The 20418-nt window shown below is 59.1% G+C and carries 14 protein-coding genes; 13 read left to right on the top strand and 1 reads right to left on the bottom strand.

From position 1 onward, the window contains the following. Window positions 1-66: 66 nt before the first annotated feature. On the bottom strand, window positions 67-2220 hold the full coding sequence (locus tag FGQ61_RS06895; protein WP_171021538.1) for an LTA synthase family protein: 2154 nt from the start codon (window positions 2218-2220) through the stop codon (window positions 67-69). A gap of 193 nt (window positions 2221-2413) precedes the next feature. Here FGQ61_RS06895 and uvrA point away from each other — a divergent pair, with 193 nt between their 5' ends. The 13 genes from uvrA to FGQ61_RS06830 all read left to right on the top strand — a co-directional run bounded on the left by uvrA (window position 2414) and on the right by FGQ61_RS06830 (window position 20351). Continuing rightward, complete coding sequence (uvrA, locus tag FGQ61_RS06890; RefSeq protein ID WP_138375030.1) at window positions 2414-5293, top strand: excinuclease ABC subunit UvrA; 2880 nt, start codon at window positions 2414-2416, stop codon at window positions 5291-5293. 133 nt (window positions 5294-5426) lie between these two features. Continuing rightward, window positions 5427-5927: a Cys-tRNA(Pro) deacylase gene (ybaK, locus tag FGQ61_RS06885; RefSeq protein ID WP_138375029.1), complete on the top strand. Its 501-nt coding sequence runs from the start codon at window positions 5427-5429 to the stop codon at window positions 5925-5927. A gap of 105 nt (window positions 5928-6032) precedes the next feature. After that, window positions 6033-7613 carry a murein biosynthesis integral membrane protein MurJ gene (gene murJ, locus FGQ61_RS06880; protein ID WP_117794699.1) on the top strand — a complete coding sequence of 527 codons (1581 nt, stop codon included), beginning with the start codon at window positions 6033-6035 and terminating at the stop codon, window positions 7611-7613. A gap of 6 nt (window positions 7614-7619) precedes the next feature. Further along, window positions 7620-9560 carry an excinuclease ABC subunit UvrC gene (gene uvrC / locus FGQ61_RS06875; RefSeq protein ID WP_308196330.1) on the top strand — a complete coding sequence of 647 codons (1941 nt, stop codon included), beginning with the start codon at window positions 7620-7622 and terminating at the stop codon, window positions 9558-9560. A gap of 365 nt (window positions 9561-9925) precedes the next feature. Beyond that, the gene (locus tag FGQ61_RS06870; protein WP_138375027.1) at window positions 9926-11539 is read left to right on the top strand and encodes an ABC transporter substrate-binding protein; all 1614 of its coding nucleotides are present in this window, start codon (window positions 9926-9928) and stop codon (window positions 11537-11539) included. 155 nt (window positions 11540-11694) lie between these two features. Beyond that, window positions 11695-12651, top strand: a complete 957-nt coding sequence (locus FGQ61_RS06865; protein WP_022094871.1) for an ABC transporter permease — start codon at window positions 11695-11697, stop codon at window positions 12649-12651. A 3-nt stretch (window positions 12652-12654) separates the two neighbouring features. Next, on the top strand, window positions 12655-14670 hold the full coding sequence (locus FGQ61_RS06860) for a dipeptide/oligopeptide/nickel ABC transporter permease/ATP-binding protein (RefSeq protein WP_022094872.1): 2016 nt from the start codon (window positions 12655-12657) through the stop codon (window positions 14668-14670). Further along, the gene (locus FGQ61_RS06855; RefSeq protein ID WP_138375026.1) at window positions 14671-15498 is read left to right on the top strand and encodes an ABC transporter ATP-binding protein; all 828 of its coding nucleotides are present in this window, start codon (window positions 14671-14673) and stop codon (window positions 15496-15498) included. Window positions 15499-15578: 80 nt separating this feature from the next. Beyond that, the gene (locus FGQ61_RS06850) at window positions 15579-16556 is read left to right on the top strand and encodes an acetylxylan esterase (RefSeq protein WP_138375025.1); all 978 of its coding nucleotides are present in this window, start codon (window positions 15579-15581) and stop codon (window positions 16554-16556) included. Then, complete coding sequence (locus FGQ61_RS06845) at window positions 16549-17400, top strand: acetylxylan esterase (protein WP_138375024.1); 852 nt, start codon at window positions 16549-16551, stop codon at window positions 17398-17400. Before FGQ61_RS06850 ends, FGQ61_RS06845 begins: the two co-directional genes overlap by 8 nt. A 68-nt stretch (window positions 17401-17468) precedes the next feature. Next, complete coding sequence (locus FGQ61_RS06840) at window positions 17469-18389, top strand: dihydrodipicolinate synthase family protein (RefSeq protein WP_138375023.1); 921 nt, start codon at window positions 17469-17471, stop codon at window positions 18387-18389. 169 nt (window positions 18390-18558) lie between these two features. Continuing rightward, window positions 18559-19524: an ROK family protein gene (locus tag FGQ61_RS06835; protein ID WP_138375022.1), complete on the top strand. Its 966-nt coding sequence runs from the start codon at window positions 18559-18561 to the stop codon at window positions 19522-19524. Window positions 19525-19664: 140 nt separating this feature from the next. Beyond that, window positions 19665-20351, top strand: coding sequence for an N-acetylmannosamine-6-phosphate 2-epimerase (locus FGQ61_RS06830; RefSeq protein ID WP_006236154.1), 687 nt, complete (start codon window positions 19665-19667; stop codon window positions 20349-20351). The last annotated feature ends 67 nt before the right edge of the window (window positions 20352-20418 follow it).

Raw genomic sequence — 20418 nt, 5'->3', positions numbered from 1 at the left:
AGTCATTTGCGATGCATTTGGGCCGAGCGTGCTTGCAATACGATGGACCCAAGCGAATGGGCGGGCTTACTGAACTTTGCTGGCGAACTCGAGGTATTGCATGCGCTGCAGCTTATCGATCGTCGAGGTGTAGGGGCTGTCTTCAGATTCCAAGTCGTAGCGCAGCCCGTCGGCACCGAGATAGCCGGCGACATTGATGGTGGGCACATCTGACCTTGTTGCAAGCAGGGCCTTTTGATAGTCGGTGAGCGGGGCGCCGATCTTATTTAGGGTAATGGCTGCAATCTCGTTTGCCCCGACGGTGTCGTAGACGTTGAGCTCGGTATTGCCGGCGATTTCATAGTTAGCCCAGACGAAATAGGTCGACTGATAGACACGGAAAGCGTGGCTTGCCGTGTCTTCCTGAGGGTACAGCTCGTCGTTGAGAGTCGTTGTGGCGCTCGGCTGATGGTCGCCAAAAAAGACAAGAACAACCGATCTGCCGATATTGCGGAGCTCGTTGATAAAGTACTCGAGGTCCCGGTCGGATGCGTTGATGCAGGTGAGATAGGTGTTGAGCGCGCTATTGGCGCCCTCACTGGCTCCCTCGACCCAATAGTTTGTCAGCTCTTCGGCGGGAACGGTGCCATAGTCGTAGCCGCCGTGATTTTGCATCGTGACGTCAAAGATGAACTGCGGCGCTTCGTCGGTTCTAAGCAGGTCGAGTATCTTGTCGTAGGTGGCGTAGTCGCATACGCCGGCATGGTAACAGGGCGCACCTTCGAAATCGCCGATTGAAAGAAAGTCTCCAAAGCCCAACTGCTGATAGATTTTATCTCGATGGTAGTTGACGGGGTTTTGCGGGTGCATAGCGGTAGCGGTATACCCAAGCTCTTTAAGGTCCTTTGCCAGGCTGTTGACGCCATTCATCTGATACAGCTGATAGGGGATCTTGCCTAATCCGACAAAGGCCGTTGACGCTCCGGTCAAAAATTCGAATTCGGAGTTTGCCGTTCCGCCACCGGTGACCGAAGCGAGCATGGTGCCGCGAACAAGTGTGTCGGGAAGCGAGTTGTAGAATGCGGGGCCGGTGTACCCGGCCGCCTGGAGCTGCTCAAAGCACGAAAGGTCGCTAAAACTCTCGTTCATGACGGCAACAATCGTTGGCTTGATTTCATTGAACTGGGCAACGGCAGCCGCGCGCTGCTCGCTCGAGCCATACGTGCTGTCGTAGGCGGCGGCGAGCTCCTGCTCGATGCTCTGCGCCTCATCGGGCGTATAGTCTTCGGGCTTCTCAATGGGCAACTCGTTGACCATTTCGGTGAACGAAGTGATAAAACCCTGAGACGCATATGTGGTGATGGGCTGCCAACGGTCAAATCCAAAATCCAGCGCCTGCTCCAAGTCGATGCTGGAAAAGCCCGAGAGCCCCACAACGGTCACTAGCAGAAAAGCGCAGAGGTTAGCGGCGATTGCGGGGAAGACATGGGTGGACGTACGGAGCTTTCGCGGTCGGATAAGCGAAAGAAGCCCCAGGGAAATCTCCAGCAGGGCGAGAGAGGTTACGATTCCGGCGGTAAAGGTAAACTCGTATCCCTCGCTCACCTCCATTGCGGTGCCAAGGGCCAAGATATCGCTTGGCAGGATGGCTTCGCCTTTAAACGTTATGACGAAGTGCTCGGCAATGCCAAGGATGCAACAGATGATGGGCACGAGGGTCATGACGCCTCCATGACGCTGTCCCAGCAAATAAAGGGAGAGTAGAACCGTCGCGAGCAGCCCGACGGAAAACCCGAATGAGTTGGCGGGAATGCGATAGAACGTTTCGTTGCAGGCAATTTCGAGTGAAACGAACGAGAGCGCTGAAACAGCGGCGATGACAAGGATGTCACGGCAAATACAGGCAACCGTTCCCGTCGCAAGATCGGTTTGGTCGATAAGTCCCGAAACCAAGGGCTCGACAAGAAGTATGACGGCGGCAGCACCGAGTGCCGAATAAGAAAGGACCCATAGGGAACTGTCCTCATTTACGAGCAATTGATTCGTAATCCATGCAGCTACCATGCCGAGCGGGATGAGGAGCGTCGCGCACCAAAGGGCGCGAAAAACAGGCGGCTGTTCCTTTCGTTTGACTGAAACGCATATGCGTGCGATGACAGCGGCCACGATAAGGACGGCGATGAATATGGGCAGATTGGCCATGTCACTCGAAGTGATTTCAAGGGGGATATCTTCGGTCATGGACGTTCCTCTGTTACAGCAAATTAAGTTCAGTATTAGATTACTGTAACCTTTTCCCGGCATTTCGAGAAACAAAGCACCCGATACGCAAAGCAAAACGTCTGCGAATCTTGTATTACGAACATCTGTGCGCGTCGAGTGCGCTAAACTCATCGTCAGTGTGATTTGAAGTTGTAGGAGGCAAGGAGCTTCCATGTCTGATTCTTCTATCGTTATTCGCGGCGCGCGCGAGCATAACCTGCGCGATATCGATGTTTCCATTCCGCGTGACCAGCTCGTGGTCATAACCGGTCTTTCCGGATCGGGCAAGAGCTCACTGGCGTTCGATACCATCTATGCCGAGGGCCAGCGCCGTTACGTCGAGAGCCTTTCGAGCTATGCGCGTCAGTTTTTGGGCCAGATGGACAAGCCCGATCTGGACTCGATTGACGGTCTGTCGCCGGCTGTGTCGATCGATCAGAAGACGACGTCCAAAAACCCACGCTCGACGGTGGGCACCGTAACCGAGATTTATGACTATCTGCGTCTGCTGTTTGCTCGCGTGGGAACGCCGCACTGTCCTGAGTGCGGTCGTGTCATTGAGCGTCAGACGACCGATCAGGTCGCCGACAAGGTGCTGGCGGCGGGGGAGGGCCGCCGCGCGTTTGTGTTGGCGCCGGTGGTTCGTGGACGCAAGGGCGAATACGCCAAGCTGTTTGAGGACCTGCGTGCGGAGGGCTTTAGCCGTGTGCGCGTCGACGGCGAGGTGCGCTCGCTTGACGACCCTATCGACCTGGACAAGAAGTTCAAACACGACATTGAGGTCGTGGTTGACCGTATCGTGATTCGAGAGAACTCCCTGGGTCGCATTGCCGAGTCCGTTGAGCAGGCGACGGCACTGGCGCACGGTAACGTGAGCGTGTACATGCTGCCCGACCGCGACGCTCCCGAGGGAACCGAGGGCGAGCTGCTGGAGTATTCGCTGGCGCTGGCGTGCCCGGAGCACGGGCATTCCATCGACGACCTGCAGCCGCGCGATTTCTCGTTCAACGCGCCCTATGGTGCATGTCCCGAGTGCGACGGCCTGGGCTTTAAAAAGACAGTCGATGCCGAGGCACTGATTGAAGACCCCTCAAAGTCGATTGCCGACGGAGTCTTTGGCAGCCTGTTCGGCAATTCCAACTATTATCCGCAGATTTTTGCCGCGGTCTGCAAACACTTTAAGGTGAGTGCCGATACGCCATGGGAGGACCTGCCCCCGCGGGTGCGTCGTGCGTTTTTGGATGGCATGGGCGACGCGAAGATCTCGGTCGACTATCAAAAGCTCGATGGGCGTCGCAGCCAGTGGGACACTAAGTTCTCGGGTGTGCGCAACATCCTGTACGAGCGCTACAACGAGACGACGAACGAGAACACCAGGACTCGCTTGGAGAAATACATTCGCGAAGAGCCATGCTCGAGCTGTCATGGTGCTCGTCTGCGTCCCGAGATGCTTGCCGTCACCGTGGGCGGCAAGTCCATTTACGACGTCTGCTGCCTGTCGTGTCGTGAGTCGCTCGAGTTTTTTGAGGGCCTGGAGCTTACCGAGCGTCAGCAGTTTATCGGCGGTCGCATCGTCAAGGAAATCCTGGAGCGCCTGCGTTTTCTGGTCGATGTCGGACTCGACTATCTGACGCTCGATCGCGCCTCGGCGACGCTTTCCGGCGGTGAGGCACAGCGCATTCGCCTGGCAACGCAGATCGGCGCCGGCCTCATGGGCGTTCTGTACATTCTGGACGAGCCGTCGATCGGCCTTCATCAACGCGACAACGAGCGCCTGATCAAGACGCTCGAGCGCTTGCGCGATATCGGTAATACCGTTATCGTCGTCGAGCACGACGAAGATACTATTCGCGCTGCCGACTACGTGATCGATATGGGTCCCGGCGCGGGCGTTAACGGCGGACACGTGGTCGCCGCAGGAACGCCTGCTGATATCATGGCGTGCCCCGATTCCATGACGGGTGCCTATTTGACCGGCAAACGGATGATTCGCGTGCCTGATGAGCGCCGCAAGCCCGGCCGCGGCTGTCTTAAGATCACGGGTGCCCGCGCTAACAACCTCAAAAACGTTACCGCCAAGATTGAGTTCGGTACGCTCACGGTTGTTACCGGTGTTTCGGGATCGGGCAAGAGCTCCCTGGTCACCGATACGATTGCGCCCGCGCTTACGAATGCCATTCATCGTTCGACGCGTCCCGTGGGGCCGTACAAGAAGATTGAGGGCATCGAGTGCATCGATAAGGTAATCGATATCGACCAGTCGCCGATCGGTCGCACGCCGCGTTCGAACCCTGCGACCTATATTGGCCTGTGGGATGATCTGCGTGCGCTATTTGCAAGCACGCCGGAGTCGAAGGCGCGCGGGTACTCGCCGGGACGTTTCTCCTTTAACGTAAGCGGCGGTCGCTGCGAGGCGTGCAAGGGCGATGGCCAGATCAAGATCGAGATGCACTTCCTTCCCGATATCTATGTCCCCTGTGAGGTATGTGGCGGCAAGCGTTATAACCGCGAGACACTCGAGGTTACCTACCGCGGCAAGACAATCTCGGACGTGCTCGACATGAGTGTTACCGAAGCACTGGCTTTCTTTGGGAATATCCCGCAGATTAAGCGCAAACTGCAGACCCTATATGACGTGGGTCTGGGCTACGTGAGCTTGGGCCAGCCCGCTACGACGCTTTCGGGCGGCGAGGCGCAGCGCGTGAAGCTCGCCAAGGAGCTTCATCGTCGTCAGACAGGCAAGACGTTCTACATTTTGGACGAGCCCACAACCGGCCTTCATTTTGAGGATGTTCGCCAGCTACTCGACGTGTTGCAGCGCCTGGTCGATGCGGGCAACACGGTTCTGGTGATCGAGCACAACCTTGATGTCATCAAGGTTGCCGACCGCCTGATCGATATGGGCCCCGAGGGCGGCAATGGCGGCGGAGCCGTCGTGGTCTCAGGCACGCCGGAGCAAGTCGCGGCATGTTCGCAGAGCTACACGGGCAAGTTCTTGGCGCCGCTGCTCAAGCGTGACCGTGAGCGCCAGGCGCAGCTCGACGCGCAGTAAAGAGACGTTGTAGTACCGACGCGCCACCGATTCCTTTTGATTCGGTGGCGCTTCTGTGTGTCGAGATGGCATATGCGGCGGAATTGGCCCTATACTTAATCCTTGCGTCGCTCTGCGAGGGAAAGGATGTGCCATGGCAAAGGCTGTTAAGACGCCAAAAACCAATGCGATGCGCGAGCTGGAAAGCGCCGGCATCTCCTATGTTCTCCATACGTACGAAGACGATGGCGATGAATCGTCAGGTCTGGGCGTCGCGATTTCCGAGCAGCTTGGCGAGGAGCCCGGTCAGGGATTTAAGACCCTGGTCTGCACGACGCCGTCCAACGACCATGTCGTGTGCTGCATTCCTGTTGCCGACGAGCTCGACCTCAAGGCCGCCGCGCGCGCCGCAGGCGAAAAGTCACTGACCATGATGCATGTCAAAGATTTGCTTGCCGCGACGGGGTATGTCCGTGGCGGTTGCAGCCCGGTCGGTATGAAAAAACGCTTCCGGACGCTGATCGATGAGACATGCGTCCTTTGGGATACCATTTTTATCTCGGGTGGCAAGCGCGGCTATCAGCTTGAGCTTGCTCCCGATGACTTAGTTGCATTTTGCGGGGCGACGGTTGCCCCGATCACGAGAGAGGACTGAGCGATGGCGCAGGAAGAATTGAAGCGCGGAGCTCATTTTGCAAAAGAATCTGCGCCTCAGACACCCTCATCCGAAGCTTCTTCGTCGCGAGATGACACTGACGACATGGGCTCGTCGGACTACTCCACGGTTGGTCGTTCCGCCGGGCTTATGACCATCCTGACCATTGTGTCTCGCGTCACCGGTTTTATCCGCACGTGGGCAATGGCGGCCGCTATCGGCATGTCGCTACTTTCGTCCTCCTATCAGGTCGCCAACAACCTGCCCAATATGCTCTACGAACTCGTGATGGGCGGCATGCTCGTGACGGCGTTTTTGCCCGTGTACATGGGCGTGAGGCGTGAGCAGGGTCGCGAGGCCTCGAACGAGTACGTGGGCAACCTGCTCGGCATTCTGCTTTTGGTGCTGGGTGGCATTTCGTTGCTGGGGACCGTGTTCGCCCCGGGCTTTATCTGGACGCAATCGTTCCTTTCGGGTGACGGCGGCAGCATGGATACCGCTGCGTTCATGTTCCGTTTCTTTGCCATCCAGATTCTGTTTTATGGTTTGGGCTCGGTGTTCTCGGGCGTTCTCAACGCACACCGCGACTACTTCTGGTCGACGTTTGCCCCGGTCCTCAACAATGTGATCGTCATTGCGAGCTTTATGGGTTTTGCGCCCGTGTCCGCACAGTTTGGCGAACGTGCCGGCATCATCTTGATTGCGGCCGGTACGACCCTCGGTGTCTTTGTTCAGATGGCATGTCAGATTCCCGCGCTTAGCAAGCACGGCGTGCATCCCCATATCCATATCGACTTTAAGGACCCCGCGCTGCGCCAGACGATTGCGCTCGGTATCCCGACGCTGCTCGCCACGGTGTGCATGTTTGTCTCGACTTCTATCACCAACGCTGCCGCGCTGGTGGTCCAGCCCGAGACTGGTCCTTCCGTCATCGCCTATGCGCGCCTGTGGTACACGCTGCCCTACGCGCTGATTGCCGCCTCGCTTTCGACGGCGCTCTATACCGAGCTCTCTCACGACGCACAGGAGAAGGATTACGACAGCGTACGCACGGGCATTTCGCGTGGCGTCGCCCAGATGCTGTTCTTCCTGATTCCGTTCGCACTGTACCTGATTGTCTTCGCACGTCCGCTCAACATGATCTACTGTGCTGGCAAGTTCGATGAATCCGGAGTGGCGCTGGTGTCCGAGTACCTTGTCTACCTAGCGCTCTCGCTGCCGCTCTACGGCGTGGTCGTGTTGATGCAGAAGAGCTTCTCTGCCTTGCTCGACATGAAGCCCTATAGCCGCTATTGCCTGTATTCTGCCATCGGCCAGGCCGGCTCGGTTCTGCTGTTTGGCGTTGTGCTGGGCTTCGGTATGCCGGCAATCGCGCTTTCGTATGTTGTCGACTACGTGATCTTGGTCGGCTGTTCGCTGTGGTGGCTGCGTCGTCGCCTGCGTGGCCTTCAGGTCAAATCTATCCTGCATGGCGGTTTCTTTGGCCTTTTGCTCGGTGGTCTAGGTGCTGCCGCAGGCGCCGGCGTCATGTGGGTGCTTGAACACTTTGTCGGGGCACTTGGCGGCTCGATTCTGATTACTCTTGGCTACGTTTGCGTTGCGGGTGTCGTCTCGCTTGCTGTTACCTTTGGCCTTGCCGTCGTCCTTAAGATGCCTGAGGTCTCGGCGCTGCTTCGTCGCAAGTAGGTGCGTGTGGCCGGTCACGACAACATTCCAACGCTTGCCGAGCAGGTTTCGCGCGTTCCCACACAGCCCGGATGCTACCTTTGGAAGGATGCCAAGGGCGATGTCATCTACGTGGGCAAGGCAAAAAACTTGCGTTCCCGTATGCGCCAGTACGTGACACTGCAGGATGAGCGTCAAAAGATCCCGCTGATGATGCAGCTGGTGGCGAGCTTTGACTATATCGTGGTGGAGACCGAGCACGAGGCGTTGGTGCTCGAGCGCAATTTGATTGGTCAGTACCATCCGTACTTTAACGTCGACCTCAAGGATGACAAGAGCTACCCCTTTATCGCCATTACAAAGGGCGACCTGTATCCCGCTATCAAATATACGCGCGAGCGTCATAAGCCGGGAACGCGTTATTTTGGTCCCTATACCGATAGCCGTGCGGCACGTGAGACGATAGATACGCTGCGCAAGGTTATCCCCATCTGCTCCGCATCCTGTGCGGAGTGGCGTCGTTGTCGTCGTATCGTCGAGTCCCACAGGGGCGAGGAAGACATCGTCAATATGATTTGCGCGCAAAACGGGCGTCCCTGCTTTGACTACCATGTCGGGCGCGGCCCGGGTGCGTGTGTCGGCGCGATTTCTCCTACGGACTATGCCAAGAACGTCAAACGTGTCGAACGTTTTTTGTCGGGCCATCGCAAGGATGTCGTCGATGAGCTGACCTCCGAGATGACGGATGCCGCCGAGGCGCTCGACTTTGAGCGCGCGGCACGCGTCAAACGTCGTTTGGAGGTCATCAGGGGTCTGGACGACCGTCAGCAAGTCGTTTTTCCCTCCAGTGTCGATATCGATGTCATCGGTTTCTATCGCGAGGAGACCATCTCCGCCGCTTGCGTCTTTGTCGTGCGTGAGGGTCGAACGGTTCGAACCTGCGAGTTCATTCTTGACAAGGGTCTTGATGTTGACGAGGAAGAGCTCCAGTCGGGCTTTCTTAAGCGCTATTACGACGAGACGGCCGATATTCCAGCTGAGATAAACCTCTCTGTCGAGCTTGAGGATGCGGAGGCGCTGGGGGAGTGGCTTGCAGGCAAGCGCGAGCGTTCCTGCCATCTCCATAGGCCGCAGCGTGGCGAAAAGCACCGTTTGCTCGATATGGCATCCAAAAATGCGCGCCATGCCCTCATGCGCTACATGATGCGAACGGGGTACGCTGACGACCGCACCAATCAAGCGCTCCTGGAGCTCGAAAGCGCGCTGGCGCTGCCGGCGCCGCCGATGCGTATCGAGTGCTTCGATATCTCGACGCTGCATGGAACCTTTACCGTCGCCTCGATGGTGGTGTTTACCAACGGACGCGCCGACAAGAGCCAGTACCGTCGTTTTAAAATTCAGGCCGAATTGGACGAGGCAAACGACTTCGTGTCGATGTCCGAGGTTTTGGGACGACGCTATGCTCCCGAGCGCATGGCCGACGAGCGCTTTGGCTCGCGCCCCGATTTGCTCGTTGTCGATGGCGGTAAGCCGCAATTGACCGCTGCGATCAAGCAACTTGAGGCTCTTGGGCTCGATATACCAGTTTGTGGCTTGGCAAAGGCCGATGAGGAAGTTTTTGTGCCTTGGGACGAGACTCCCGTCGTGCTGCCGACCGGGTCTGCTTCGCTCTATCTAATTAAACAGGTGCGCGATGAATCGCACCGTTTTGCAATCACATTCCATCGTGAGTTGCGCGATAAAGCCATGACAGTTTCGGTACTCGATGACGTTCCAGGCGTGGGACCCACCAGAAAACGTGCCCTTATGCGCCATTTTGGTTCGATGAAGCGTTTGCGCGCGGCGAGCGAGCAAGAGATCGCGGAAGTTCGCGGCATACCTGCCGATGTTGCCAAGGCGGTCCACGAGGCGCTCGTTGCGTGGAATGCCGAGCGCGCCGAGGCGGCGGCTGGCCATTCCGATAGCTAAACACGAGCCTAAACTACTGATATACATGATTGCGTGATTTTCAACCATTTATTTCGCCATGATTGCATGCTGGTTTCGGGTTTTATTAACGCTAAAACGTTTGACTAGTCATGGTGAACAACCCTGCTATCCTGCGGGTTGACGAAGACTGATATCTCACCTCGTCGATACATACTGTCTGGCGAATCATTTGTCAATGAATTCGGTGAACGGTAGTAAATACCGTTCAAGCGTATGTATGTATCGGTCGCCGAGCGCGGCACCTCAGTTGGGTTCGTCGGTAGGTAAGGTATATATCGTCCGCAAGTTGCGCGGGGGCAAGTCTAGGTGCTCCCGAGTAAGATTCTCTATTGATAGGAGAAGACATGGCCATCATCAACAAGGGTATGTCCAGGCGTTCGTTCCTCGGCCTCACCGGCAGCGTCGCTGCTGTCGCCGGCCTTGGTCTCACTGGCTGCGGTGGCAGCTCTAGCGACGAGGGTTCCGCTTCCGGCTCCACCGATTCCGCCAACCGTGGCGGCGGCGTGATCACCGCTGGTTCCGCTTACGCTCCGTCCAGCTTCGATCCCGCCAGCACCGGCTCCGCTGTGGGCCTGGGTGCTAACTGGCACGTCGTCGAGGGCCTCTACGGCATCGATTACCACGACTACAGCACCTTCAACGAGCTCGCCACCGACGATCCCAAGTCTGTGGACGACACCACTTTCGAGGTCACCATCCGCAAGGGCGCCAAGTTCTCCGATGGTACCGAGGTCACTGCTGACGACGTTGTTGCCTCCTACACCGCTTGCGCTGCTTCCGCTACCTATGCTCCGTTCTTCCAGCCCTTCGAGTCCATCGAGGCCAAGGACGCCAGCACCGTAACGGTCAAGACCAAGGTCCCCAACTTCTCCCTGCTCAAGGATCGTCTGGCCATCATCCGCGTTACCCCGGCTACCCAGTCCGAGGAGGATCGCGCCAAGCAGCCGATCGGTTCGGGCCCCTGGATGTACGACTCTATCTCCGATACCGAGATCACCCTGGTTCCCAACCCCGAGTACAACGGTGAGTATGCTGCCGAGGATAAGAAGATCCAGTACAGCATCCTGACCGACCCCACCGCTCGCGTTACCGCTCAGCAGGAGGGCTCCACGCTCGTTATGGAGCTCGTCACCGCTGACGCCGTCGACCAGCTCGAGAGCGCCGGCTGCAAGATCGATAACGTCCAGGGCTTTGGCACCCGCTTCATCATGTTCAACGTCGCCAAGGAGCCTTGGAACAACGTCAAGGTCCGTCAGGCCGTCATGTACGCGCTCGACACCGAGAAGATGATCACCAACACCTTCGCCGGCCTTGCCACCGCTGCCAGCTGCTACCTGCCCAAGAGCTTCACCAACTATCATGAGGCTTCCACGGTGTACAAGACTGACGCCAAGAAGGCCAAGAAGCTCATTGAGGAGTCTGGCATCACCCCGGGCGCCATCACCCTGCGCACTACCGACAACGAGCAGATCAAGGGCATGGCCGCTCAGGTCAAGAACGACCTCGACGCTCTCGGCTTCGATGTGACCATCCAGACCGATACCTCGCCGGCCACCTACGCTGCCATCGACGGCGGCGAGGCCTACGATATCCTCCTTGCCCCTGGCGATCCGTCCTGCTTCGGCGCTGACCCCGACCTGCTGCTCAACTGGTGGTACGGCGACAACGTCTGGATGCAGACCCGTTGCCCGTGGAAGGAGTCCGCTGAGTGGGAGAAGCTCCACGGTCTCATGGACGAGGCTCTTGCCGCCGAGGGCGACGAGCAGCAGAAGAAGTGGAACGAGTGCTTCGACATCATCGCCGACAACGCTGTTCTGTACCCCGTTGTCCACGTCAAGACCGTCTCCGCTTCCTGGGACGATCCGTCCACCGCGCCCAACGGCGAGGCCCTCGATGGCTTCAAGGGCATCGGCACGACGAGCATGTCCTTCAGGGGCGTCGCGACCGTCAAGGCCTAAGACTCGCTTGAGTCATATGTAGGGCGTCGGTCGTAAGGCAACGTCCTCATAGTTGAAACAAAGACCCGGGCGGCCTCGATGTCGCTCGGGTCTTGTAATGAGTATCCATACTCATATACCAGTTGGTCCTACCGACAAAAGAAAGGGGAGAGAACGTGAACAACTTTCTACGTTTGATTGGAAGGCGTCTCGTGGCGCTGCCGATCATGGCATTGGGCGTCACCGTCCTGGTGTTCTTCCTTATGTCGTTCTCCAAGACCGACCCCGCCTATACGGCGTTGGGTGACGGTGCCTCGCCCGAGGCGGTTGCCGAGTACCATGAGAAGTATGGTCTGGACGACCCCTGGCCCGTGCGCTACGTGCGCTACATGGGCGATCTGATCCATGGTGACATGGGCACCTATGGTGCTGCTCGCAACTCCGTTGCCAAGCGCATTTCCACGGCCCTGCCCGTCACGATGCAGCTGACCTTCATCGGTCTTGCCATCGGCGCGGTCGTCTCGTTTTTGCTCGGCGTCATCGCGGCACTGTATCGCGATAAATGGCCGGACCAAGTGATCCGCGTCTTCTCCATCGCCGGCTTGGCAACCCCGTCGTTCTGGCTTGCCGTTCTGTTGATTCTGCTGTTCTCTTCCTACCTTAAGGTGCTTCCGGCGTCCGGTGCTCTACCTCACTTCACCACCAACCCGGCTGGCTATCTGGGACGTATGATCATGCCCGCTATCGCTCTGGCATTCCCGCTGACAGGTCAGATGACTCGTATCGTGCGTACGGCCATGGTCGAGGAGCTCGATAAGGACTATGTCCGTATGGCTCGCGGCGCCGGCGTTCCCGAGAAGGTCGTCGTCGGCATCAACGTCTTGCGCAACGCGCTGATCACCCCGGTCACCACCCTCGGTCTTAAGATCGGTTACCTTATGGGCGGTGCTGTCGTCATCGAGGTCATCTTCAACCTCCCCGGCATGGGTACTGCGATCCTGCAGGGCGTTCAGGGCAACGAGGCGAACCTGGTTCAGGGCGTCGTCATCGTCGTTGCTCTTGCCTTCATCATCATCAACATCGTGGTTGACATGCTCTACCTGCTCATCAACCCGCGCATCAGGACGGTGTAGATTATGGTAAAGATTCGAGAGAAGCAAACCGAGCAGCTCGAGAAAGCTGCCTCCAAGGGGCTCAAGCTCGGTGGCTGGAAGAAGATGACGCTGTCTTCTAAGATTGCCGCCGTTGTGCTGGTGCTGGTCGCCTTGACCGCGATTCTGGCGCCCCTTCTTGCCCCCTATAGCCCGGTCGAGATCTTTACGGCTCGCCAGGCTCCCGGCAATGGATTTATCTTCGGTACCGACGATAAGGGCCGCGACATTCTGTCGCGTATGCTCTACGGTGGCCGTTACTCGCTGATCATCGGCTTTGGCGCCACTGCCATGGCTCTGGTCTGCGGCTCGGTCGTGGGCGCCCTCGCGGCGGTTTCGCGCAAGTCCGTTTCCGAGGCGATCATGCGCATCCTGGACATCATCATGTCCATCCCGGGCATTGCCCTCGCTGCCGTCTTCGTCTCCATCCTGGGCAATTCCGTGCCGTCGATCATCTTCGCCATCGGCTTTATGTACACTCCGCAGATTGCCCGTATCGTGCGCGCCAACATCGTGTCCGAGTACGGCGAGGACTATGTCCGCGCGGTCATCGTTTCCGGCGCCAAGGCTCCGTGGATTTTGATCAAGCACGTCCTGCGCAACTGCATCGCCCCGATCATGGTTTTCACCGTTACCCTGGTCGCCGACGCCATCATCTTCGAGGCCTCGCTGACCTTCATCGGCGCTGGTATCCAGGAGCCCACCGCTACCTGGGGCAACATCCTCGCCGACGCTCGCGGTGGCGTGCTCGCTGGCCGTTGGTGGCAGGCGCTGTTCCCGGGCCTGGCCATCATGATCACCTGCCTGGCACTCAACATCCTCTCCGAGGGCATTACCGACGCCATGGCCGCTGCTCCCTCCGCCGCCCTGGATCCGACCGACTCCTCAAAGCGCCGCGAGGCCGACCTGCTGGTCTCCGACCCCGTTCGCGCCTACAAGGAGCAGGCTCAGTCCCTGTCCGCCCGTCTTGGCGCCCTGCGTGATGTCGAACTCAAGCGTAACGACCGCCATGTGCCCGATGAGTCCGTTGAGCCGATCCTTTCGGTCCGCGATTTCTGCATCCAGTTTGAGCACCACGGTGACATCAACGTCGTCGACCACGTTAACTTTGACGTCCGTCCCGGCCAGACCATGGGCCTGGTAGGCGAGTCCGGCTGCGGTAAGTCCATCACCACGCTGGCCATCATGGGCCTGACCGACGATGACGAGCATCTTTCCGGTGAGGTTCTCTGGGAGGGCCGCGACCTGCTCAAGATGAGCAAGAAGGAGTGGTTCGGCCTGCGCGGTACCGATATCGCCATGGTCTATCAGGACGCCCTGTCCTCGCTCAACCCCTCCATGCTCATTTCCGCCCAGATGAAGCAGCTCACCAAGCGTGGCGGCACCCGTAGCGCCGAGGAGCTCCTGGAGCTCGTGGGCCTCGACCCCAAGCGTACGCTCGAGAGCTATCCGCATGAGCTTTCCGGTGGTCAGCGTCAGCGCGTTCTGATCGCTATGGCCCTTACCCGCGACCCCAAGCTGGTCATCTGCGACGAGCCCACGACCGCTCTGGACGTTACCGTCCAGAAGCAGGTCATCAAGCTGCTTAACGACCTTCAGGCCAAGCTCGGCTTTGCCATGATCTTCGTTTCGCATGACCTGGCGCTGGTCGCCGAGGTTGCCCATAACATCACGGTTATGTACGCCGGTCAGGTTATCGAGCAGGCGCCCACCAAGGAGCTGCTCACCAACCCGATTCACGAGTACACCCGCGGCCTTCTGGGTTCCGTCCTGTCCATCGAGAGCGGTTCGGGCCGCCTGCACCAGGTGCCCGGCGCCGTTCCGAGCCCGCGCGATTTCCCCAAGGGCGATCGCTTCGCGCCCCGCTCGAGCCATCCGCGCATTGGCCTGGACACCCGTCCGGTCTTCAAGCGCGTGCCCGGCACCGAGCACTTCTATTCCGAGCTCCCCGACGAGGTGCTCAAGGCAAATGGTTTGACCCCTCACGCGGAGGTGATGTAGATGAGCGAGACCGCAGTCAACGGCGTCGAGCCGATCATCTTCCTTGATGACGTCCACGTCACCTTTAGGACCCGTACCGGCTCGATTCTGCACCCCAACCTGGTTCACGCCGTCCAGGGTGTAACGATTAAGCTCATGCCCGGACAGACCATCGGCATCGTCGGCGAGTCCGGTTGCGGAAAGTCCACCACCGCTAACGTCATGTGCGGCCTGCAGGCCCCCACGAGCGGCAAGGTCTACTTTAAGGGCAAGGACGTTACCAAGCGTACCGCCGAGGACCGTCGCCACATGGGCCGCGTCATCTCGGTCGTGTTCCAGAACCCAGCCACGGCGCTCAACCCCCGCATGGTCGTTCGCGAGCAACTGCTCGACCCCATGCGCGTCCACAACCTGGGTACCGAGGCCGAGCAGGAGAAGCGCGTCAAGGAGCTCTTGGAGCTCACCGGTCTGCCCAGCTCCGCCGCCGAGGTTCTTCCCGGCCAGCTTTCGGGCGGCCAGCGCCAGCGCGTCGCAATTGCCCGTGCCCTGTCGCTGAACCCCGATGCCATCATCGCCGACGAGCCCACCTCGGCTCTGGACGTTTCGGTCCGCGCGCAGATTCTGAACCTGCTGACCGACCTTAAGAAGGAGCTCGGCCTGGCCATGGTGTTCATCAGCCATGACATCCAGACGGTCCGCTATATCTCTGACGACATCATCGTTATGAATGGCGGCAAGATCGTCGAGCAGGGCGAGGCCAAGCAGGTCTTCCAGCAACCTCAGGACCCCTACACCAAGATGCTGCTCGGCGCTGCGCCGTCGCTGCTGCATCCCAAGCTCGGCGAGTAGCCTCGCTTTCCCTCCCGTGCGCCCGGTTCCCTTGCCGGGCGCACCTCCGTTGCGATTTCGAAAGGTTGGGTTCACGAGCCATGCCAAGTGCTCAGGAGCTACAACAGCAATTTGGTGAATATCGAGGCGCTATGCCCCGTCCATCGGATTTCGATCTCTTTTGGAAGGACCGCATGGCCGAGGCCGACGCCGTTGAGCTCGACTACGCGATTGAGGCGGCTTCGGTTGCGGATTCCGCAACCTGTCGGTTTTTCGACCTCTGGTATACCGGCATGTGTGGCGCGCGCCTGCATGCCAAGTGCCTTAAACCCGTCTCGGACGAGCCCGTGCCATTGGTACTTCAGTTCCATGGATATCCGGGTGCGAGCCGCAGCTGGTTTGAGCAGGCGTCGTTTGCGGGCATGGGCATGGTGCTCATTGCTCTCGATTGTCCTGGCCAAGGAGGCCCCTCCGAGGACATTGGTGGATTTGAGGGCACGACGGTCGCGGGCCATATCGTCGCCGGTATCGACGGCGACCCGGCCAACCTCTACTATGTCCGCCTACATCAGGATATCCGCATTCTGTGCCGTATCGTTCGCGAGCTCGAGGGCATCGATCTTACCCGCGTGTATGTGAACGGCGCATCGCAGGGCGGCGGTTTGGGCATTGCGACCTGCGCGCTTAACAGCGAGCTTATCAATCGCGCCGCCATCCTCTATCCCTTCCTGTCGGACTTCCGCCTGGTTTGGGATCTGGACGCCGACGATATTGCCTACGAGGGTCTGCGCTATTGGTCGCGTTGGTTTGACGAGGACTCGACTCGTATCGAGGAAGCCTATGCCAAGCTGGCGTACTTCGATTCCAAGAATTTTGCCCCCATGGTCAAGTGCCCCGTGCTGTTTGGCACGGGCACGGCCGATATCGTCTGTCCGCCGGCAACGCAGTTTGCGGTGTACAACAACCTGTCCTGCGACAAGCGTCATGAGTTCTTTGAAGGCTTTGGCCACGAGGAGATTCAGGATTTTGACGATCTGATCATTCCGTTTTTCTGTGAGGGAGGGGAGGCTCATGTCTAAGTGCGAGAGCAATGTTGACGAGCTGATAGTCCCCGGGCTCGTGGGAATTCCTGGAACGGTTTCGTCAAGGCTCGCAGAATATCGGGACTGGCACGGTGATGTCCAAGCAGATGTTTCTGATTTAGAGACATGCGCTTCGAATCTTGAGATTCAAGGCCTGGCCATTACGGCAATTGACTTTGTTAACCCCTGCGCCCGTTACTCGGAGGTTTCCTTTAAGCTCGGTGACGATGCGGTCCACGCTCGTTTGATTGAGCCTGTTGGTCGTGCCCGAGTATCTGAGCGCGTGCCGCTGTGCCTGATGTTCCACGACATCGATCGGCCTGTGCGCGGCTGGCATCACATGACGAGATTTGCCGCCATGGGATATGCCGTGCTTGCACTGGACGATGAGGCGATTGGACTCAGCGATCTGCAGCAGGGGATTACCTCGCCTGCTTTTGTCAGGCGCGTTCGTTGGGGCTGCGCGTTGGCGAAGGTCGCGCGTAATCTTGATGGCGTGGACCCCGATCGCATTTTTGCGTGGGGCGAGGGCCTTGGCGGCGGTGTTGCGCTGGCGGTTTCCGCCTTGGACGAGCGAGGCCTTGCCTGCACGGCGGTTGCCAATCCAATCCCCGGTGGCCTCGAGGCTCTGTCGTCTCGGGTGCACGGATCGGTGCTCATGGGCACATCGCTTATGGACGCCGTGAGCGATCCCAAGGGTCAGTTTGCCGTATTCAACGGTCTTGAGTGTGACCGAAGGCATATCATTTATGCCAAATACGCTCACGAGCGCATCAATGCGTTCGAAAACGAAGTCGTCGACTTCTTTAACCAAACGTTCTACCCGTTTTCTTTGGCCTAGACGGCCTGGACACTGCCAACAAGAGTGGGTGGCATAGGGCCGCCCGCCAGACAACTAAGGAGATTCTTGTGGCAACTCAGAAATTCACCGGCGTTATCCCTCCCGTCGTTGTTCCCGATACCGAAGACCACCAGCTTGATGTTGCCTCCTTTGAGCGCAGCATCAACCGTATGATCGATGCCGGCGTCGATGGCCTGTTCTTCCTGGGATCCTCGGGCGAGGTCGTCTTCTCCACCGACGAGCGCCGTCGCCAGATTGTCGCCGAGGCCGTGCGCATCGTTGATCACCGTGTGCCTGTTCTGGTCGGCATCATCGACACCGAGACCGAGCGCATGATCGAGCACGGCAAGGTCGCTCAGGAGCTGGGCGCCGATGCGCTTGTCGCCACCTGCCCGTTCTATGCCCTGCAGGGCATGACCGAGGTCGAGGAGCACTTCCGCATCCTGCACGAGGAACTCGACCTGCCCATCTTCGCCTACGACATCCCCGTGTGCGTCCACACCAAGCTCCCTTGGAAGCTCCTTGCCAAGCTCGGCGCCGAGGGCGTCCTGGCCGGCGTCAAGGATTCCTCGGGTGATGACATCTCGTTCCGCTACCTCGTTCAGGAGAACGAGAAGAACGGCCACCCGATGAGCATCCTCACCGGTCACGAGGTCGTCGTCGACGGTGCTTACCTCGGCGGCGCCGACGGTTCCGTCCCGGGTCTCGCCAACGTTGAGCCCGAGGGCTACGTGCGTCAGTGGAAGGCCGCTCAGGCCGGCGACTGGGCTACCGTCAAGGCCGAGCAGGATCGCCTCAACGAGATTTCCCACATCTGGGATGTCACCTCGGGCGTCCAGGGCTATGCCGGTGGCGTCGGCGCCTTCAAGACCGCTATGAACCTCATGGGTATCTTCGACAGCCCGACCATGCCGCGCCCGGTGAAGGCCATGACTGGCGAGAACGTCGAGGCGATTAAGAAGGTCCTCCAGGACAACGGTCTCCTGTAAAGCTTCCCCAGGCACTCGATCTTGGGGCTCAAGTGGTCGGGCGTGACCCATTAGGTCAACGCCCGACCACTTTCACCCCAACCTCGGGCACCTGGGAAACCTTTATCATGCTGCGGCGATAACACCGCCTTCATTTCCTGTAGTTGTTTTGTCTCCGAAGGAGAACGACATGGAGAACAAGTACGTCTGCTCTGTCGATATCGGCGGAACTAAGATCGCGACCGCCATCATGGAGTACCCGGCTGACGGCAGTGCGCCCCATCCCGTATTTGAGGCCGAGGTTCCTACCGAGGCCCAGGAGGGCGGCGAGGCCGTCTTCCAACGTATCGAGGCGTCCATCAAGGCCGCTCTTGAGGCGAATCCCGATGTCGAGGTCCTCGGTGTCGGTATCGGTGCCGCAGGCGTCGTCGATCCCAAGACGGGCGCCATCGCGTATGCCAACGAGATCATGCCCGGCTGGTCCGGCGTTCAGTTGGGGCCGCGTCTGCGCGAAGACCTTGGTCTTCCCGTTGCCGTGGTGGGCGACGTGCAGGCTCATGCTCTGGGCGAGGCCCACTGGGGCGTCGGCAAGGGCAAGTTCTCCGTCTTGTGTCTGGGCATCGGTACGGGCATCGGCGGCGCATATGTCGAGAACGGCCGCGTGATGCAGGGCTTCCATGGTGCTGCCGGTCATATGGGCCACATCGAGTGCTCGGCTGCCGCTGGCATTCCCTGCGCCTGCGGACGTTCTGGCCATCTGGAGTCGGTTGCTTCGGGCACTTCCATTGGTCGTATGTACGATGAGCGCTTCGGTCGCGTCGACCCCAGCCGTCCTTCGGTCGGTCGCGACGTGAACGACCTGTGCCGTGCGGGCGACGCAAAGGCGACCGAGGTCATCCATGACGCCGGCTTTGCGCTGGGTGCCAGCTTGGGCTCGCTCGCTAACATTCTGGACCCTGAGGTCATCGTGCTTTCGGGCGGCGTGATTCACCAAGGTCCCGATTGGCGTTCGCAGACGTGGAAGGATTCGGTGCACGAGGGCTATGCCAGCCAGGCGCTCGATCCGCTTCAGGACACGCCGATCCTTATCGGTTCTCTGGAGGGTGATGCTCCACTCATCGGTGCCGCCGAACACCTTCTTGCATCGTTGAAGTAAACATAACTACCAAGTGCGCCTTCTGAGGTGCCGCAGATTGACGTGAAAGAGGAGCGAAGCGTACTTCGGTACGTGAGCGACGGTTTGAACGTCAAGGTGCGGTGTCTCAGAAGGCTGTTTTTAGAAAGGTTGAGTCGAACATGACCGTAGATCCTTTGATTCAATCCCTGAAGGGCAAGCTCGTCGTGAGCGTTCAGGCGTATATGGGCGAGCCGCTTCGTACGCCCGAGACCATGGCTCAAATGTCTCGCGCTTGCGAGCTCGGCGGTGCCGCCGCCATTCGCTGCCAGGGCCTTGCCGACATTGCCGCCATTAAGGGTCGCTGTGAGGTTCCTGTTATCGGCCTGTGGAAGGATGGGCACGAGGGCGTTTACATCACGCCGACGCTGCGCCACGCTCGCGCCTGCGTTGCTGCGGGTGCCGATATCGTGGCGATTGACGCCACCGATCGCCCACGTCCCGATGGCAAGTCGGTCGAGGATACCTTCCGCCCGCTGCACGAGGAGGGCGTGCTCCTGATGGCCGACTGTGCCACCATCGAGGATATTCGTCGTGCTGTCGACATGGGCTTCGACCTGGTGTCCACCACGCTTTCTCATGGTGTTGCCGCTATCGACTGCACCATGGCCGATGGCCCCGATCTGCCGCTTCTGCGTCAGGCGACCGAGGAATTCCCCGGTCTTCCCATCATCTGCGAGGGCCGCGTGCACACGCCCGAGGAGGCCCGCGCCGCGATTGATGCGGGCGCCTGGGCCGTTGTCGTCGGCACCGCCATCACGCACCCCACGAGTATTACAAGTTGGTTCAAGGCTGCGCTTGAGGCGTAAGACAGGCCTCGTATCCGCTTGGGGCGGTATACTCAATAAAGGCAATTGATCGCGCGGGATCCGCTGG

It is taken from the genome of Collinsella aerofaciens (assembly GCF_005844325.1).
Taxonomy (GTDB): Bacteria; Actinomycetota; Coriobacteriia; order Coriobacteriales; family Coriobacteriaceae; genus Collinsella; species Collinsella aerofaciens_G.
The sequence above is the reverse complement of the archived record's forward strand: the minus strand, read 5'-3'. Positions and strand labels throughout refer to the sequence as shown.

Excerpts from the sequence above, each read along its gene's own strand:
- FGQ61_RS06895 (WP_171021538.1), bottom strand. The coding sequence starts at position 2,220 with ATGACCGAAGATATCCCCCTTGAAATCACTTCGAGTGACATGGCCAAT.
- uvrA (WP_138375030.1), top strand. The coding sequence starts at position 2,414 with ATGTCTGATTCTTCTATCGTTATTCGCGGCGCGCGCGAGCATAACCTG.
- ybaK (WP_138375029.1), top strand. The coding sequence starts at position 5,427 with ATGGCAAAGGCTGTTAAGACGCCAAAAACCAATGCGATGCGCGAGCTG.
- murJ (WP_117794699.1), top strand. The coding sequence starts at position 6,033 with ATGGGCTCGTCGGACTACTCCACGGTTGGTCGTTCCGCCGGGCTTATG.
- FGQ61_RS06870 (WP_138375027.1), top strand. The coding sequence starts at position 9,926 with ATGGCCATCATCAACAAGGGTATGTCCAGGCGTTCGTTCCTCGGCCTC.
- FGQ61_RS06860 (WP_022094872.1), top strand. The coding sequence starts at position 12,655 with ATGGTAAAGATTCGAGAGAAGCAAACCGAGCAGCTCGAGAAAGCTGCC.
- FGQ61_RS06855 (WP_138375026.1), top strand. The coding sequence starts at position 14,671 with ATGAGCGAGACCGCAGTCAACGGCGTCGAGCCGATCATCTTCCTTGAT.
- FGQ61_RS06850 (WP_138375025.1), top strand. The coding sequence starts at position 15,579 with ATGCCAAGTGCTCAGGAGCTACAACAGCAATTTGGTGAATATCGAGGC.
- FGQ61_RS06845 (WP_138375024.1), top strand. The coding sequence starts at position 16,549 with ATGTCTAAGTGCGAGAGCAATGTTGACGAGCTGATAGTCCCCGGGCTC.
- FGQ61_RS06835 (WP_138375022.1), top strand. The coding sequence starts at position 18,559 with ATGGAGAACAAGTACGTCTGCTCTGTCGATATCGGCGGAACTAAGATC.
- FGQ61_RS06830 (WP_006236154.1), top strand. The coding sequence starts at position 19,665 with ATGACCGTAGATCCTTTGATTCAATCCCTGAAGGGCAAGCTCGTCGTG.